General features: G+C 66.2%; 14 protein-coding genes and 1 pseudogene. 1 reads left to right on the top strand and 14 read right to left on the bottom strand.

The window, feature by feature from the left end; genetic code table 11:
* Positions 1–1,287 (bottom strand): annotated as a pseudogene (gene hflX / locus GZ67_RS0108600) (GTPase HflX); the annotation flags it as partial.
* Between the two features lie 295 nt (positions 1,288–1,582).
* Between hflX and GZ67_RS0108595 the strand changes: the two are divergent.
* On the top strand, positions 1,583–2,230 hold the full coding sequence (locus tag GZ67_RS0108595; RefSeq protein ID WP_029263599.1) for a class I SAM-dependent methyltransferase: 648 nt from the start codon (positions 1,583–1,585) through the stop codon (positions 2,228–2,230).
* Between the two features lie 54 nt (positions 2,231–2,284).
* On the opposite strand, the gene dapF is transcribed toward GZ67_RS0108595, so the two are convergent.
* The 13 genes from dapF to GZ67_RS0108535 all read right to left on the bottom strand — a co-directional run bounded on the left by dapF (position 2,285) and on the right by GZ67_RS0108535 (position 15,291).
* A complete protein-coding gene (gene dapF, locus GZ67_RS0108590) occupies positions 2,285–3,157 on the bottom strand; it encodes a diaminopimelate epimerase (protein ID WP_029263600.1) in 873 nt (290 codons plus the stop codon).
* Between the two features lie 71 nt (positions 3,158–3,228).
* A complete protein-coding gene (locus GZ67_RS0108585) occupies positions 3,229–3,768 on the bottom strand; it encodes a dihydrofolate reductase family protein (protein WP_029263601.1) in 540 nt (179 codons plus the stop codon).
* Between the two features lie 56 nt (positions 3,769–3,824).
* On the bottom strand, positions 3,825–4,736 hold the full coding sequence (miaA, locus tag GZ67_RS0108580) for a tRNA (adenosine(37)-N6)-dimethylallyltransferase MiaA (RefSeq protein ID WP_029263602.1): 912 nt from the start codon (positions 4,734–4,736) through the stop codon (positions 3,825–3,827).
* Positions 4,733–6,280 carry a tRNA (N6-isopentenyl adenosine(37)-C2)-methylthiotransferase MiaB gene (miaB, locus tag GZ67_RS0108575; protein ID WP_029263603.1) on the bottom strand — a complete coding sequence of 516 codons (1,548 nt, stop codon included), beginning with the start codon at positions 6,278–6,280 and terminating at the stop codon, positions 4,733–4,735. Before miaB ends, miaA begins: the two co-directional genes overlap by 4 nt.
* Before the next feature lie 49 nt (positions 6,281–6,329).
* Positions 6,330–6,713 carry a regulatory protein RecX gene (locus GZ67_RS21205; RefSeq protein ID WP_231481747.1) on the bottom strand — a complete coding sequence of 128 codons (384 nt, stop codon included), beginning with the start codon at positions 6,711–6,713 and terminating at the stop codon, positions 6,330–6,332.
* 473 nt (positions 6,714–7,186) lie between these two features.
* Positions 7,187–8,236 carry a recombinase RecA gene (recA, locus tag GZ67_RS0108565; RefSeq protein WP_029263605.1) on the bottom strand — a complete coding sequence of 350 codons (1,050 nt, stop codon included), beginning with the start codon at positions 8,234–8,236 and terminating at the stop codon, positions 7,187–7,189.
* Positions 8,237–8,503: 267 nt separating this feature from the next.
* Complete coding sequence (locus tag GZ67_RS20385; protein WP_081859941.1) at positions 8,504–8,728, bottom strand: DUF3046 domain-containing protein; 225 nt, start codon at positions 8,726–8,728, stop codon at positions 8,504–8,506.
* Between the two features lie 20 nt (positions 8,729–8,748).
* Positions 8,749–9,057, bottom strand: a complete 309-nt coding sequence (locus GZ67_RS0108560; protein ID WP_026049981.1) for a helix-turn-helix domain-containing protein — start codon at positions 9,055–9,057, stop codon at positions 8,749–8,751.
* A 141-nt stretch (positions 9,058–9,198) separates the two neighbouring features.
* Complete coding sequence (locus GZ67_RS0108555; RefSeq protein ID WP_029263606.1) at positions 9,199–9,687, bottom strand: CinA family protein; 489 nt, start codon at positions 9,685–9,687, stop codon at positions 9,199–9,201.
* Positions 9,684–10,262 carry a CDP-diacylglycerol--glycerol-3-phosphate 3-phosphatidyltransferase gene (gene pgsA / locus GZ67_RS0108550; RefSeq protein ID WP_029263607.1) on the bottom strand — a complete coding sequence of 193 codons (579 nt, stop codon included), beginning with the start codon at positions 10,260–10,262 and terminating at the stop codon, positions 9,684–9,686. Before pgsA ends, GZ67_RS0108555 begins: the two co-directional genes overlap by 4 nt.
* Positions 10,262–12,982 carry a DNA translocase FtsK gene (locus GZ67_RS0108545; RefSeq protein ID WP_029263608.1) on the bottom strand — a complete coding sequence of 907 codons (2,721 nt, stop codon included), beginning with the start codon at positions 12,980–12,982 and terminating at the stop codon, positions 10,262–10,264. The genes pgsA and GZ67_RS0108545 overlap by 1 nt, the downstream gene beginning before the upstream one ends.
* A gap of 73 nt (positions 12,983–13,055) precedes the next feature.
* On the bottom strand, positions 13,056–13,550 hold the full coding sequence (locus GZ67_RS0108540) for a GNAT family N-acetyltransferase (protein WP_029263609.1): 495 nt from the start codon (positions 13,548–13,550) through the stop codon (positions 13,056–13,058).
* Between the two features lie 64 nt (positions 13,551–13,614).
* Positions 13,615–15,291, bottom strand: coding sequence for a ribonuclease J (locus tag GZ67_RS0108535; RefSeq protein ID WP_029263610.1), 1,677 nt, complete (start codon positions 15,289–15,291; stop codon positions 13,615–13,617).
* Positions 15,292–15,326: the final 35 nt, after the last annotated feature.

The following is a 15,326-nucleotide window of genomic DNA, read 5'->3' as shown; positions in this document are numbered from 1 at the left end:
TCAGTTGACGACGGTGAAGGGAGCTAGTTCTGCCGCGAGGCGCTCGGACACCCTCGCGTGCACGGCGGTGCCGGCCTCTCGATGCTCCACTTCGAGGAGCATCCCCGTCTCATGGATGGCCGCCACGAGGTCGCCGCGGTCATACGGGATCACCGCGTGAACCTCGATCGCCGGCTTCGGGAGTGCTTCCTCGATGACGGCACGGAGTTCGGCGATTCCCTCACCGGAGCGTGACGACACGAAGTGCGCGTGCGGCTGGAGACCGCGGAGCACCAGGCGTTCGTCGGCGTCGATCAGATCTGCCTTGTTGAAGACGACGATCTCGGGCAGGTCACGCACTCCGACATCGCCGAGGACATCGCGTACCGTCTGCAGCTGACCGGCCGGGTCGGGGTGCGACGCATCGACGACGTGGAGCACCACGTCAGCCTCTCCGACCTCTTCCAGGGTCGAGCGGAAGGCCTCGACGAGCTGATGCGGGAGATTGCGGACAAAGCCGACGGTGTCGGTCAGCGTGTAGACACGGCCGTCTTCGGTCTCAGATCGGCGCACGGTCGCGTCCAGCGTCGCGAAGAGGGCGTTCTCGACCAGGACGCCGGCACTGGTGAGCGCATTGAGCAGACTCGACTTGCCCGCGTTGGTGTAGCCGGCGATCGCCACCGAGGGGATGGTGTTGCGTTTGCGCTCCGCACGCTTCGCTTCACGAGCCGGTCCGAAGTCACGGATCTGCCGACGCAGGAGCGCCATCTTGGTGCGGATCCGCCGCCGATCGAGCTCGATCTTGGTCTCACCGGGACCACGGGATCCCATGCCCGCACCACCGGCGCCGACCTGGCCACCGGCTTGTCGGCTCATGGAGTCGCCCCACCCGCGAAGACGAGGGAGCAGATACTCGAGCTGAGCGAGCTCGACCTGCGCCTTGCCCTCCCTGCTCTTCGCGTGCTGGCTGAAGATGTCGAGGATCACGGTGGTGCGGTCGATGACCTTCACCTTGACGACGTCCTCGAGCGCGCGTCGCTGGCTCGGCGCGAGTTCGGTGTCGGCGATGACCGTGTCGGCCCCGACCGCGGCGACGATGTCCTTGAGCTCCTGCGCCTTGCCGCGCCCGAGATACGTGGCAGCATCCGGGTGCGGGCGACGCTGCAGAACGCCATCGAGCACGACGGCACCCGCGGTCTCGGCCAGTGCGGCGAGCTCACGCAGCGAGTTCTCGGCATCCTCCTGCGCACCCTGCGGGTAGACACCGACGAGGACGACGTTCTCCAGGCGAAGCTGGCGGTACTCGACCTCGGTGACGTCCTCGAGCTCGGTCGAGAGTCCACCGACGCGGCGAAGAGCGTGACGGTCTTCGAGATCCCATTGCGCCCCGTCCGTGCTGGCGTGCGCGGCGGTCGACTCGTCTTGCAGCGCCTGCGCTGCCCCGAACACGTGGACGTCGGAGCGCTTCTCTGCGTTCGCGAGCACGCGATCGACCGTGTCGTCGCCGTTGGAGGGTGTCGTGGTATCCGTCATCCGTTCCTTGTCTCTGGGGGTTTTGTAGCGAGCCTTAACCTTAGCCCGCGCTGTCCGGTACGCTCACCGTATGGGGTCAGACCACTACTTCACTGCGGCCCCGGCAAGCCCCGAGAATCTGCGCAGGATCCGTGTATCACTCGCAGGCCGAGAGCTGGAAGTCACCACCGCCGGTGGCGTCTTCAGCCCGGATCGGTTGGATGCCGGCACTGCAGTGCTCCTCGCCAACATGCCCCCGGTTCCCCCGGGAGGCAATCTTCTCGACCTCGGCAGCGGCTGGGGCCCCGTCAGCATCTCGATGGCCCTCGCCGCTCCGCATGCCACGGTCTGGGCCGTCGATGTGAATGAGCGTGCCCTCGATCTCGTGCGCCGCAACGCCGCGTCCCTCGGGCTCACCAATATCAACGCATCGCTGCCCGACGATGTTCCCGAGCACGTCTCGTTCCGCACCATCCGCTCGAATCCGCCGATCCGCGTGGGCAAGAACGAACTGCACGGACTGTTGGAGAGGTGGATACCGCGGCTCGACGAACGCAGCGACGCCTGGCTCGTCGTGCAGCGCAATCTCGGAGCCGACTCGCTGCAGCGCTGGATCGGCTCGACGTTCCAGCCGGGATACAGCGTCTTCCGCACCGCGACCGGCAAGGGCTATCGCATCCTCAAGGTACGCAAGCACGGGACGCCGCCGACCGAGCCGATCGCGCTGTCCGGACTCTGACCGCGTCGATGCAGAGCGACCACGCCGGCCGACGACGGCGTCGTACGGCTTCGGTCAGAGCAGCTCGATCTCTCCGCTGAAGACGAGTTGAGCGGGACCGGACAGGGCGACGTGCTCGCCGTCTTCTGCCGGGAACATCCGCACTCCGAGTGTTCCTCCCGGCACCTCGACCTGCCAATTGTTCGGGGCATTCTCCCCCGCCCAGTACCGCACGGCGAGTGCGGTGGCAGCCACACCGGTACCGCAGCTGAGGGTCTCACCGACGCCGCGCTCGAACACACGCATGCGGACGTGCCCGACTCCGTCGCGCACCAACGGCTCACCCGGAACGACGAACTCGACGTTCGCGCCGGCCGGCAGAACGGGATCGAGTTCCGGCGCACGGTGCAGCTCGAGCAAGGCGAGCTCATGTTCGGAGGCGATCGCCACGATCACGTGAGGGTTGCCGACGTCGATTCCGAGACCGGGACGCGTGACCGGGAGGCCGTCGACGCGCACCAGCGGGTCGTCGCCGGACAGCTTCCACAGGCCGAGGTCGACCTGGTATCCCGTCGCGCTGCGCGTCACGTCGCGCACACCGGCACGGGTACCGATCGGCAGTGTCGCTCCCGGTTCAATGGTCGCAAGCCCCGCGCGCACGAGATAGTGAGCGAAGACCCGGATGCCGTTGCCGCACATCTCGGCGATCGATCCGTCGGCGTTGCGATAGTCCATGAACCACTCGGCCGCCGGCTCCTCGGCCAGAGCCGCTGCTCCCTCAGCGATCGCCGACGAGCGCACGACGCGGAGGATGCCGTCGGCACCGATTCCGAAGTGGCGGTCGCACAGCACGGCGACCTGCTCGACCGTCAGATCGAGCGCCCCGTCGGGGTCGGCGATGATGATGAAGTCGTTGCCCGTGCCGTGACCCTTGGTGAATGCGACCATGCCCCCAGTCTAGAGAGCGCAGCCATACGGCGAAGACGCCGCGCACCTCCTCCGCAGAACGTTCTACGAAGTCACTTCGCGGCTCCGGCCGAGACGACCGAATATCGACCGCAGAGGAAGTTGCGGTTTCGCGCGACCTCGAGAAGCTCCAGGTCGAGCCGCCGCGGAAGGAGTGGGGCGCCGGAGCCCAGCGTCACCGGCGCGTACTGGACCCACACCTCATCCAGAAGACCTGCGTCCGCGAATTGACCCGCGAGATCTCCCCCACCGACGATCCAGATGTCCTGACCCGCGACGGCAGCGAGCATCTCGGCGTGCACGCTGCGCACGTCGTCATGCGTCAGCCGCACATCGGCACCCTCCGGGAGCGAGATCTCGCGGTGTGTGAACACCCAGGTGGGCTGCGTGTACCCCCATCGTCCTTCTTCGTGTCGCATCACCCACTCGTAGGTCGACGAACCCATCGCCAGCGCGCCGATGTTCTTCTCGAAGGCGTTGTAGCCCATCGGCCCGTCGGGGTCGACGTCTTGGGTCAGCAGCCAGTCGAGCGAATGCTCGTCTGTCGCGATGAATCCGTCGAGGCTGGATGCGGTGAAGAAGTGGGTGGCCATGCATCGAGCCTCGCACCTGCCTCCGACATCGCGACGGTCGATTGCGGCGCGCTGGCTCACTCGGCCAGGAGTGCCCCCACGTCCGCCGGAGCATCCCACCACTCCAGGTCGGGATACCGCTTGAACCACGACACCTGTCGACGGGCGTAGCGGCGTGTGAGCGCCTGCGTCTCGGCGATGGCTTCCGCCGCAGTGAGGGTGCCATCGAGCTGGCCCAGCGCCTGCGCGTACCCGATCGCTCTGGAGGCCGTGGCACCCCGCTCGAGGCCCTTCTGCCTCAGTGCAGCGACTTCGGTCAGTATCCCGGCCTCCCACATCCGCTCGACGCGATCATCCAGGCGGGAGACCAGCTGGGAGCGTTCGACGTGCAGGCCGATCAGCCTCGTGCGCTGCTGCCACAGCACGGGCTTCTCCGGCAGTGACGCGCCGTGGGTACTGCTCCCCTGCGCGAGCACCTCGAGAGCGCGGATAACCCGTCGGCTGTTGCGCGGGTCGACCTTCGCCGCTGCTGCCGGGTCCGCCGACCGGAGCCGATCGAGGAGAACGTCCAGCCCGTGCGACTCCAGCTCTACTTCCAGTCGCGCACGGATCTCGGGGTCTCGCGGTGGAAAATGGAACTCGTACACGACGCTCGAGACATAGAGGCCCGAACCGCCGACCAGGATCGCATCGCCTCCGCGTCGGTGGATCGCGCCGACCGCCTCTCGCGCTGCGGGCTGGTACCAGGCGACAGCCGCGTCCTGATCCACTTCACGAACGTCGAAGAGGTGATGCGGGATTCCGCGTCGGTCGGCGACAGGGAGCTTCGCCGTGCCGATGTCCATCCCACGATAGAGCTGCATGGCATCGGCGTTCACGACCTCGGCCGGGTTGCCGCGGGCACGGAGAGCCTCCGCCAGATCGAGCGCGAGGGCACTCTTCCCGGTTCCTGTGGCTCCGACTATCGCCCAGAGGCGCGGTTCGCTCACACTCCGACGCGAAGGGTGGGCAGACCGAGGGATACGGCGCGCGGGCCGCCGTCGGACGCCGAAGTCGGCACCGCGCACGATTCCGCCTGCGAGCGATCCCAGGCGTCACCCCCGCGCGTTCTACGGATGCGCAGCGGCGCTCCGGTCGGATCGTCGGCAAGCAGGTGGAAGGGGGCCGCATGGGTGACGCTGACCGTGACGATGTCGCCGGGCCGCGGGAGGTCCGAGCCGGCGGTGACCTCGAAGTGCACCAGACGGTTGTCTTCGGCACGGCCGGTCAGCCGGTGCGTCTCGGCGTCTTTCTTGCCGTCGCCGGTCGAGACGAGAACCTCGACCTGGCGTCCGACCTGCTTCTGGTTCTCCTCCAGCGAGATTCGCTCCTGGAGTGCGATCAGGCGGTTGTACCGTTCCTGGACGATCTCCTTCGGAACCTGATCCTCCATCGTCGCGGCGGGCGTGCCCTCGCGGATCGAGTACTGGAAGGTGAAGGCTCCGGAGAAGCGGGATTGCTCGACGACGCGCATCGTGTCTTCGAAGTCTTCGTCGGTCTCCCCCGGGAAACCGACGATGATGTCGGTCGTGATCGAGGCATTCGGGATCCGCGCACGGACACGATCGAGGATCCCGAGGAAACGCTCACTGCGGTACGACCGCCGCATCGCTTTGAGGATGCGATCGCTGCCGGACTGCAGCGGCATGTGCAACTGCGGCATCACGCTCGGGGTCTCGGCCATGGCGTCGATCACGTCATCGGTGAACGCGGCAGGGTGCGGACTCGTGAAGCGGATGCGCTCCAGTCCCTCGATTTCGCCGGCAGCGCGCAGCAGCTTTCCGAACGCCTGTCGGTCGCCGAACTCGACGCCGTACGAATTCACGTTCTGGCCGAGGAGAGTGACCTCGATGGCGCCGTCTTCGACGAGGAGGCGGATCTCGTTGAGGATGTCGCCGGGACGCCGGTCCTTCTCCTTGCCACGCAGACTCGGGACGATGCAGAACGTGCACGTGTTGTTGCAGCCGACCGAGATCGACACCCATCCGCTGTGCGCCGAGTCGCGCTTCGTCGGAAGCGTCGACGGGAACACCTCGAGCGACTCGAGGATCTCCAGCTCCGCATCGCCGTTGTGACGTGCACGCTCCAGCAGCCCGGGCAGCGACCCCATGTTGTGCGTGCCGAACACGACGTCCACCCAGGGCGCCTTGTCGAGAACTGCCTGCTTGTCCATCTGGGCCAGGCAGCCGCCGACCGCGATCTGCATACCTTCTTTACGACGCTTGACGGAGGCGAGATGTCCGAGGGTGCCGTAGAGCTTTCCGGCGGCGTTGTCGCGCACCGCGCAGGTGTTGATGATCACCACGTCGGCCTCGGCGCCGTCGAGTGCACGGACGTAGCCGGCGCTTTCCAGCGATCCGGAGAGCCGTTCGGAATCGTGCACGTTCATCTGGCACCCGAAAGTGCGCACCTCGTACGATCGCTGGCGTCCGTCTTCGTCGACGGCTGCGGACGAGGCGCTGATGATCGTCGGTTCGCTGCGCGGAATAGTCATGATCAACCCATTCTACGAGCCGTGTGGATGCGGATGCTGCGTCGCCCGCTCAGTCCGAATCGACGAATCGGACACCCGAGTTCGACGCAATCGAGCCGGTCTCCCGCAACGCCTGCTTGGCAGCCTTCATCGCGACGGAGCCGTTGTAGCCGCGTCGCGAAAGCTGTCCCACCAGACGCCGAAGGGCGGTGTCGTTGTCGAGTCGGCCCAACGAACGTGCCTTGCTGCGGGCGAATTCGAGGGCCCGTTCATCGTCATCATCCGGCAGTTCGTCGAGTGCAGCGTCGATCACGTCGCGAGGAATACCCCGTTGAGCGAGTGCGCGCGACAGAGCGACCCTCCCCTGTCCCTTCCGCTCGACCCCCGATGTCACCAGAACACCGGCAAGAGCGGCATCGTCGAGGTAGCCACGACGGCAGAAGTCGTCGATCACGTCGTCGATCACAGCGTTATCGAGCCCGTGCCCCCTCAGCGCCTGACGCGCTTCGGAGACCGAGAGAGATCGAGTCCGCAGCTTTCTCACGAGGGACTCCTCGGCCGCCGTGCGGATATCGTCGAGCTCTCCCGGCTCCTCAGCAATTCCCTGCGCGACGGGTGGGATCCCGAGCGCGTGAAGTCTCGGCGCGGTCTTCGATGTTTCCGACCCAGCTCGGGCTGATGCCCCACGCGCGGGATGACGGTCGCTGGGGCTGCCGGACTGGGGCCGACTTTCGGCGCGAGAGGTGCGCTCTCGCGCATCCCATGTGGACCGCCACTGGCCTGCGTCACCGGGGCCCGCGGAAGCGCCGTCTGAGAGGTCATCGCCGCCAGGAGCGACAGCAAGCGGATCGGCCTTCTTCACGGCGCGTCCGAAGAGCGGAATGATGGGGGCGATCCGGTCGGGATCGCCCCCACGAGTGTCACTCATCAGGCCGGACGACGCTCAGCGAGCTCGTCTGCTGCAGCAGGCACGGCGGCTGGTCCGCCGATGCCGAGCTTCTGCTTGATCTGCGTCTCGATCGCCAGCGCGATGTCGGGGTTGTTGAGCAGGAAAGTCCGTGCGTTCTCCTTGCCCTGACCCAGCTGGTCGCCATCGTAGGTGTACCACGAGCCCGACTTCTTCACGATGGCATGTTCGACACCGAAGTCGATCAGGCTGCCCTCGCGAGAGATACCGACACCGTAGAGGATGTCGAACTCCGCCTGCTTGAAGGGCGGGGCCATCTTGTTCTTCACGACCTTGACCCTGGTGCGGTTTCCTACCGCGTCGGTGCCGTCCTTCAGCGTCTCGATACGGCGGATGTCCATGCGGACAGAGGCGTAGAACTTCAGCGCCTTACCACCGGCGGTCGTCTCGGGTGATCCGAAGAAGACACCGATCTTCTCGCGGAGCTGGTTGATGAAGATCATGGTCGTGTTCGTCTGGCTCAGACCACCGGTGAGCTTGCGCAGCGCCTGCGACATGAGACGTGCCTGCAGGCCCACATGCGAGTCACCCATCTCGCCCTCGATCTCCGCACGAGGCACGAGCGCCGCGACGGAGTCGATGACGATGAGGTCGATGGCACCGGAACGCACGAGCATGTCGGCGATCTCGAGCGCCTGCTCGCCGGTGTCGGGCTGAGAGACGAGAAGCGCGTCGATATCGACGCCGAGCTTCGCCGCGTAGTCGGGGTCGAGCGCGTGCTCGGCATCGATGAAGGCTGCGATGCCACCGCCACGCTGCGCGTTCGCGATCGCGTGCAATGTCAGCGTCGTCTTACCCGAGGACTCAGGTCCGTAGATCTCGACGATGCGGCCACGCGGGAGACCTCCGACGCCGAGGGCGACGTCGAGGGCGATGGAGCCGGTGGGGATGACGGCCACGGGGGCGCGCTCATCGCTGCCCAGCCGCATGACCGAGCCCTTTCCGAACTGACGATCGATCTGGGCGAGTGCGGTCTCGAGGGACTTCTCGCGGTCGGCGGGTGATGGCATGGTCTGCTCCTTCTGCGCGCGTGGTGCCGCCTGTAGGCTGTCGCGGCTCTCCCGGTTGGGAGGAACTCTCCGACAAGGCGTAATGGCTCTTCGGCTTGTTTCCACCGTAGGAGAGGCCACCGACATCGACGCCGAGAGCTCGCATACCGTGGAGAACAGATTCCCTGAACCACTTGTGCAGAAGACTACGCCCGCTTCGAACAGATCTTCGACGACACGCCGATCATCACAGGTCGTGTCCCGTAACCTGCGGACACCCTCCAGGGCTCAACGCCCTCGCGGCTCCTGCCGTCCGACGCCGTGCCGACGGTTCTCCGGAACATCCATCTCTGCGCAGAGCGCCAACCAGATCTCCCGCGGCGGCGTGCCGTCTTCCAGAGCTTCGAGCGCCGTACGGCCACGCAAGGCTGAAAGCCCGAGGTCGTTCACCAATGACGAGGCTCGCGCCTGGAACTCGGTGTCGACGGCGCGAAGGAACTCGCTACGACGCATCGCTCACCCGCATGCGAAGCTCAGTGCAGCGAGAGCTGAGGCTCGACCGACGCGACGAGGTCGTCCGGAACGACATCCGGGAAGACCTGAATGCCCTCGAGTACAGAGATACGGTCCCCGACCTCACGCATGATCGTCGAGATGGGCACGTCGAGAGCATCGGCGACGGATGCGAGGATCTCGCTCGACGCCTCCTTCTGGCCCCGCTCGACCTCACTGAGGTAGCCGAGCGCCACCGACGCTTTGCTCGCGACCTGCCGGAGCGTGCGCCCCTTCTGCAGGCGGAAGTCCCTCAGCACATCGCCGATTTCCTGTCGTACAAGAATCATCGGAACCTCCTCCCCATGTGATCGTTCGAGGTCTCCCCCGATGAGACAGCCAGTCTAGTACCCCTGACCTGCCCGAAATCTACCCCTGCACTCTGTGGTTTGAATGTGAGCACATCCGTAATAACCGAGATCGGATCGTCACTATTCCTGGACGAACTCGAGCAATTCTTGGAGAGCCGCCACCACCGTCAGAGCACGGATCGAATCACGGTCACCCTGCAGGTGCAGCGCCTTCGTCGACGAGCCGTCGGGTGTCACGATCCCGATGTGCACCGTTCCCACCGGCTGGCCGTCGGGGGAATCCGGGCCGGCGATGCCGGTCGTCGAGACCCCGACGTCAGCCGGGACTCCGTCTACGTTCACGACGCGGCGCACGCCGTCTGCCATCTGCAAGGCGACCTGCGGGTGGACCGGCCCGTGAGCAGCGAGGAGCTCGGCATCCACACCGAGGACCGTCGCCTTGACCGGGGTCGCATAGGCCACCACACCACCGAGCAAGACCGCGGAAGCCCCCGGAACCGACACGATCTCGGCGCACAGCGCGCCGCCCGTGAGCGACTCGGCGACGCCCAGAGTCCAACCGCGGTGTGTCAGAGCCGACAGCAGTGCGGCGGCGCCCGCGCCGCTCATGCCTGCTTCTGGCGCGATCCGCGTGCCTGCGCGACGATGTAGTCGATCCCGCTCGCCACCGTGAGCACGAGGACAATGACCATCAGGATGAAGGTGATCAGCGTCCAGGCATCGAGGCCGATGAGGACGTGCAGGGGAAGCAACGCCCACCCGAGTGCGACCCCCTGGAACGCCGTCTTGATCTTGCCCATCCAGGCAGCCGCGACCACATGCTCGCTCGCGACCATGAGACGGTGGATCGTGATCCCCCACTCACGGATGAGGATGATGGCGACGATCCACCAGCTGACCTCACCGAGGATGGCGAGGCCGATGAAGCCCGCTCCGGTGAGCATCTTGTCGGCGATCGGGTCCCAGAGTTTGCCGAAGTCGCTGACGATGTCGTACTTGCGTGCGAGGTAGCCGTCGACCCAGTCGGTGGAGATCCCGACGATGAAGATGATGGCGGCCGCCCAGCGGAGGCCGGGCTCGGGGAGTCCGTAGGTGCCACCGAGCAGCAGCAGGACGAAGAAGATGACCGCCAGCGGGATACGCGCGACGGTGATGGCGTTGGGCAGCTGCCGAGGAATCGTCATCAGTCGCGCCCCGTCAGACCCCAGGCGTCTTCGTCGCCGCCGTCGGCCTCCACCTCGGGGAGTCCTTCATACTGGGCGGCGATCGGATCATGCATCTGAGGCATCGGCGGAACCGGAGGGGCTGCCGGAGCAGCCGGAGCCGGGGAGGCCCCGGGAGCATCGTCTCCGCGCAGCTTCGCCATCACCTGCGGGAGCTGCTCGGCCGTGGCCAGCACGTCGCGGGCCTTGGAGCCCTCCGAGGGCCCGACGATCTCGCGCGATTCCAGAAGGTCCATCAGGCGACCCGCCTTGGCGAAGCCGACACGCAGCTTGCGCTGCAGCATCGACGTGGAGCCGAACTGCGAAGAGACGATGAGCTCGGCTGCAGCGAGCAGAAGCTCCAGGTCGTCGCCGATGTCTTCGTCGACTTCCTTCTTCTTCGTCGGCTCCATCGCCTCCTGCACATCGGGTCGGTAGTCCGGCCGAGCCTGACGGGTGACGTGCTTGACGACGGCGTCGATCTCCTTCTCATCGACCCACGCACCCTGCAGACGGAACGGCTTCGACGATCCCATCGGCGAGAACAGCGCGTCGCCCTGCCCGATCAGCTTGTCGGCCCCGGGGCTGTCCAGGATGACGCGGCTGTCGGTGACGCTGGTGACGGCGAACGCCAGTCGCGAAGGGACGTTGGCCTTGATGAGACCGGTGACCACGTCGACGCTGGGGCGCTGCGTGGCGAGGACCAGGTGGATACCCGAAGCTCGCGCGAGCTGCGTGATGCGGACGATCGAGTCCTCCACGTCACGAGGCGCGACCATCATCAGGTCGGCCAGCTCGTCGACCACGACGAGGAGGTACGGGTACGGCTTGAGAACTCGCTCGCTGCCCACAGGGAGTTCGACTTCGCCGGCGCGCACGGCACGGTTGAAGTCGTCGATGTGACGGAAGCCGAACGACGCGAGGTCGTCGTACCGCATGTCCATCTCCTTCACGACCCACTGCAGCGCCTCGGCTGCCTTCTTCGGGTTCGTGATGATGGGCGTGATGAGGTGCGGAACGCCGGCGTAACTCGTGAGCTCCACGCGCTTCGGGTCGATCAGGACCATACGCACGTCCGCGGGGCGAGCCCGCATGAGCAGGCTCGTGATCATGGAGTTCACGAAGCTCGACTTACCGGAACCCGTGGAACCGGCGACCAGGAGGTGCGGCATCTTGGCGAGGTTCGCGATGACGATGTTGCCACCGACATCTTTGCCGACGCCGATGGTCATCGGGTGCGTGCTCTTCTGCGCGGCCGGCGACCGGAGGACGTCGCCGAGCGCGACCATCTCCTTGTCGGCGTTCGGGATCTCGATGCCGATCGCGCTCTTGCCGGGGATCGGCGAGAGGATGCGGACGTCGTTCGACGCCACGGCGTAGGCGAAGTTGTTGCTCAGCTGCAGGATCTTCTCGACCTTGACGCCGTGACCGACCTCGACCTCGTACTGCGTGACCGTCGGCCCGCGCGAGAAGCCGGTGACCTTCGCGTCGACCTTGAACTGCGTCAGCACGCTGGTGATCTGCTCGATCACCTTGTCGGTGGCCTCGGAGCGAAGAACCGGCGGCGGCCCTTCGACGAGGAGGCCGGGAGAAGGCAGGATGTACGGCGTCACGGGAGCCTGCGGACCCCGGTCGCCCGGACCGTCTGTACCGAAGCCGTCGAGGCCGGGAAGCTCCGGTGCCTCGCCCGTGTCGGAGGAATCATCGAGGAGCGCTGTGGTCTGCTGCTCGGCGAGCGAATCCGCGACCGAGCGAACCTCGGACAGCACCTCGGTGGCGGCGTCGTAGGGATTCTCGACGACGACCGCCTGGTCGTAGGCCGGAGTCGGGTCGGAGGTCGTGAGCAGCGCCGTGATGTCGTCGGATCCGAGAGTGCCCTCGTCAGGGTCTTCTTCCCGACCCGTCTTGTTGCGTCGCCACCAGGGCAGCACGTCGGGGTCGTCGACCTTGTCGGCCTCATCGATCGCGGCGGCGTCTTTGGCGGGCTTCTCCGGACGCTCGGCGTCGAACATCCAGGCGTAGAGATCGCCGAGGCGTCGACCGATGCGGTTCGGCGGTGTCTTGGTGAGGATCAGGATGCTGAGTGCGGTCAGCAACGCGAGCACGATGTAGGCAGGGATATTCGTGAGGTAAGTCAGCGGCTGCCCCACCAGCCACCCGAGCAACCCGCCCCCCGTGTTCAACGCCGTGATGTTCGGCTGGGGCTGTGGCTGTCCTCCGGCGACATGGCAGAAACCTGCCAGGGAGATCACGAACAGGCCGAAACCGAAGCCGATGCGTCCGTTGTCGTGAACCGACGCGGGGTGGCGGAACAGCCAACCGGCCAGCACCAGCAGAAGCAGGGGCATGATGAACGCCACTCTGCCGACGAGCAGCCCCACGGAGTAGGCACTGATGTTCTCGGCCACTTCGTTGCCGATGAAGACCCACTCGTTCACGGCGCCGAGAGCCGCGAGCAGCACGAGGAGGAACGGGAAGCCGTCGCGGCGGTCGTCCTTCTCCAGCGCCTCAGGCCCGAAGGCGCGGAAGAGCCCGCCGACGCCGTGGGCGAGTCCGATCCAGGCCCGGACTGCCACCGGAGGCTTGTCGGCCTCGTCGATGTACTTCTTCGGTGCGGGCTGGGCCTTGGGAGCCGTCTGCCGCTTGGGGCGCGACGGTGCGCTGGTCGACGCGCGCTCTGTCTTCGTGGTACTCCTGGCCATGCTCTCACGTTACGTCCAACAGCCGACATCTCCGCGTAATGACGCGGCTTTCCGTCGATCCTCGCGGAGGCGGCTACCTGGTGCGACGCGCCATCGTGTCTCGGGTCTCACCCTCCCCGACAATGGCGAATCCCTCGGCGCGATACAGATTGCGGGCGAAGTTGTCGCGCTCGACGCTCAGGCTGATCCTTGCGTGCCCCTCTGCGCCGGCGAGCTGCACTATGCCGCGCAACAGAGATCGTCCCACCCCCCGAGCCCGCCAGAGCGGGTGCACGCCGATGATCAGCTCGGGGACAGCGGCTCCGATGAAGCCGAGTCCCGGGGCGTTCTGCGGCAGGACCCGATACCAGGCAGCGCCGACCGGGATGTCATCGTCGCTGGTGGCGACAAGACCGTCGTCGGACATCCGCTTCCATCCCGCGAGATAGCGTCGATGATCCGCCGAAGTCAGCACTTCGTGTCTCGGGCGCACTCCCCCGGCGCGCCAGTTGGCGGCCTCGACGAGCATGTCGCCGAGGAACCTCGCATCCGTCTGCGCCGCCCTGCGAAGGGCAATGCCCCTGTCCATGACGTGAGCATAGAACCGGGGTGTTACGCCGGGATGACGGCCGACCGTGAATACCGGGCGGCCGTCACGCTTCGATGACGAGCGGGACGATCATCGGACGACGACGCAGCCGCTGGTTCACCCAGCGCCCGATCGTGCGTCGCACGACCTGCGACAGCGAGTGGGTGTCACGCACGCCGTTGCCCGCCGCCTCCTTGAGCGCCGCGACGATCTTCGGCGCGACGTCATCGAACACGGAGTCATCTTCGGCGACACCACGCGCGTGGATCTCGGGACCGGAGATGATGCGGCCGGTCGCGGCATCCACGACGACGATCACCGAGATGAAGCCCTCCTCGGCGAGGATGCGTCGATCCTTGAGGTCGGCATCGGTGACCGCTCCGACCGACGAGCCGTCGACGTAGACGAACCCGAGATCCAGCTGGCCTACGACGCTCGCCACGCCGCTCTTGAGATCGATCACGGTGCCGTTGGAGGCGATGATCGTGTTCGCCTCAGGGACGCCGGTTTCCTGCGCGAGCTTGGCGTTCGCGATGAGGTGTCGGTACTCGCCGTGCACCGGAAGGACGTTCTTCGGCTTCAGGATGTTGTAGCAGTAGATCAGCTCGCCGGCGGCGGCATGCCCGGAGACATGCACCTTCGCGTTGGCCTTGTGCACGACGTTGGCGCCGAGCTTGGTCAACCCGTCGATCACGCGGTAGACGGCGTTCTCGTTGCCCGGGATGAGGCTGGAGGCGAGGATGACGGTGTCGCCCTCGCTGATCTCGATCGCGTGGTCCATGTTCGCCATGCGGCTGAGCACCGCCATCGGCTCGCCCTGGGAACCGGTCGACATGTAGACGATCTTCTCGTCCGGGAGATCGCGCGCCTTCTTGAAGTCGATGAGGACCCCGTCGGGCACCTTCAGATAGCCGAGCTGCTCGGCGATGGTCATGTTCCGCACCATGCTGCGGCCGAGGAATGCGACGCGGCGTCCGTTGGAGTACGCGGCGTCGATGACCTGCTGCACACGGTGGACGTGGCTGGAGAAGCTCGCGACGATCACGCGGCGCGGTGCCTTGGCGATGACCTGGTCGAGAACCGGACCGATGGAGCGTTCGGTGGGAGTGAAGCCGGGGACGTCGGCATTCGTCGAGTCCACGAGGAACAGGTCGACGCCCTCCTCGCCGAGGCGGGCGAACGCGCGCAGATCGGTGATGCGGCCGTCCAGCGGCAGCTGGTCCATCTTGAAGTCACCGGTGGCGAGCACCATGCCGGCCGGTGTCCGGATGGCGACGGCCAGCGCGTCAGGGATGGAGTGGTTGACCGCGACGAATTCGAGATCGAAGGGTCCGACTCGCTCCTGCTCCCCCTCCTTCACGGTGAGGGTGAAGGCCTTGATACGGTGCTCCTTGAGCTTCGCTTCGACCAGCGCGAGCGTGAGCCCCGAACCGATCAGCGGGATGTCGCTCTTCAGACGCAGCAGATACGGAACGGCACCGATGTGATCCTCGTGGCCGTGAGTGAGCACGACGCCGACGATGTCGTCGAGGCGATCACGGATCGGCTCGAAGTCGGGCAGGATCAGATCGACGCCCGGCTGGTGTTCCTCGGGGAAGAGCACGCCGCAGTCGACGATCAGGATCTTGCCGTCGTACTCGAACGCGGTCATGTTGCGACCGATCTCGCCGAGACCGCCGATCGGGATGACCCGCAGCGTCCCATCAGCGAGAGCGGCCGGTTCTACCAGGGGAATGGACATGCTGTCTCCTCAGTCGGACACTCCACGCGTCCGTT

Origin of the sequence: Microbacterium sp. Cr-K20, from assembly GCF_000708325.1 — a bacterium.
Lineage (GTDB): Bacteria > Actinomycetota > Actinomycetes > Actinomycetales > Microbacteriaceae > Microbacterium.
This window is presented reverse-complemented; position numbering and strand designations above follow the sequence as displayed.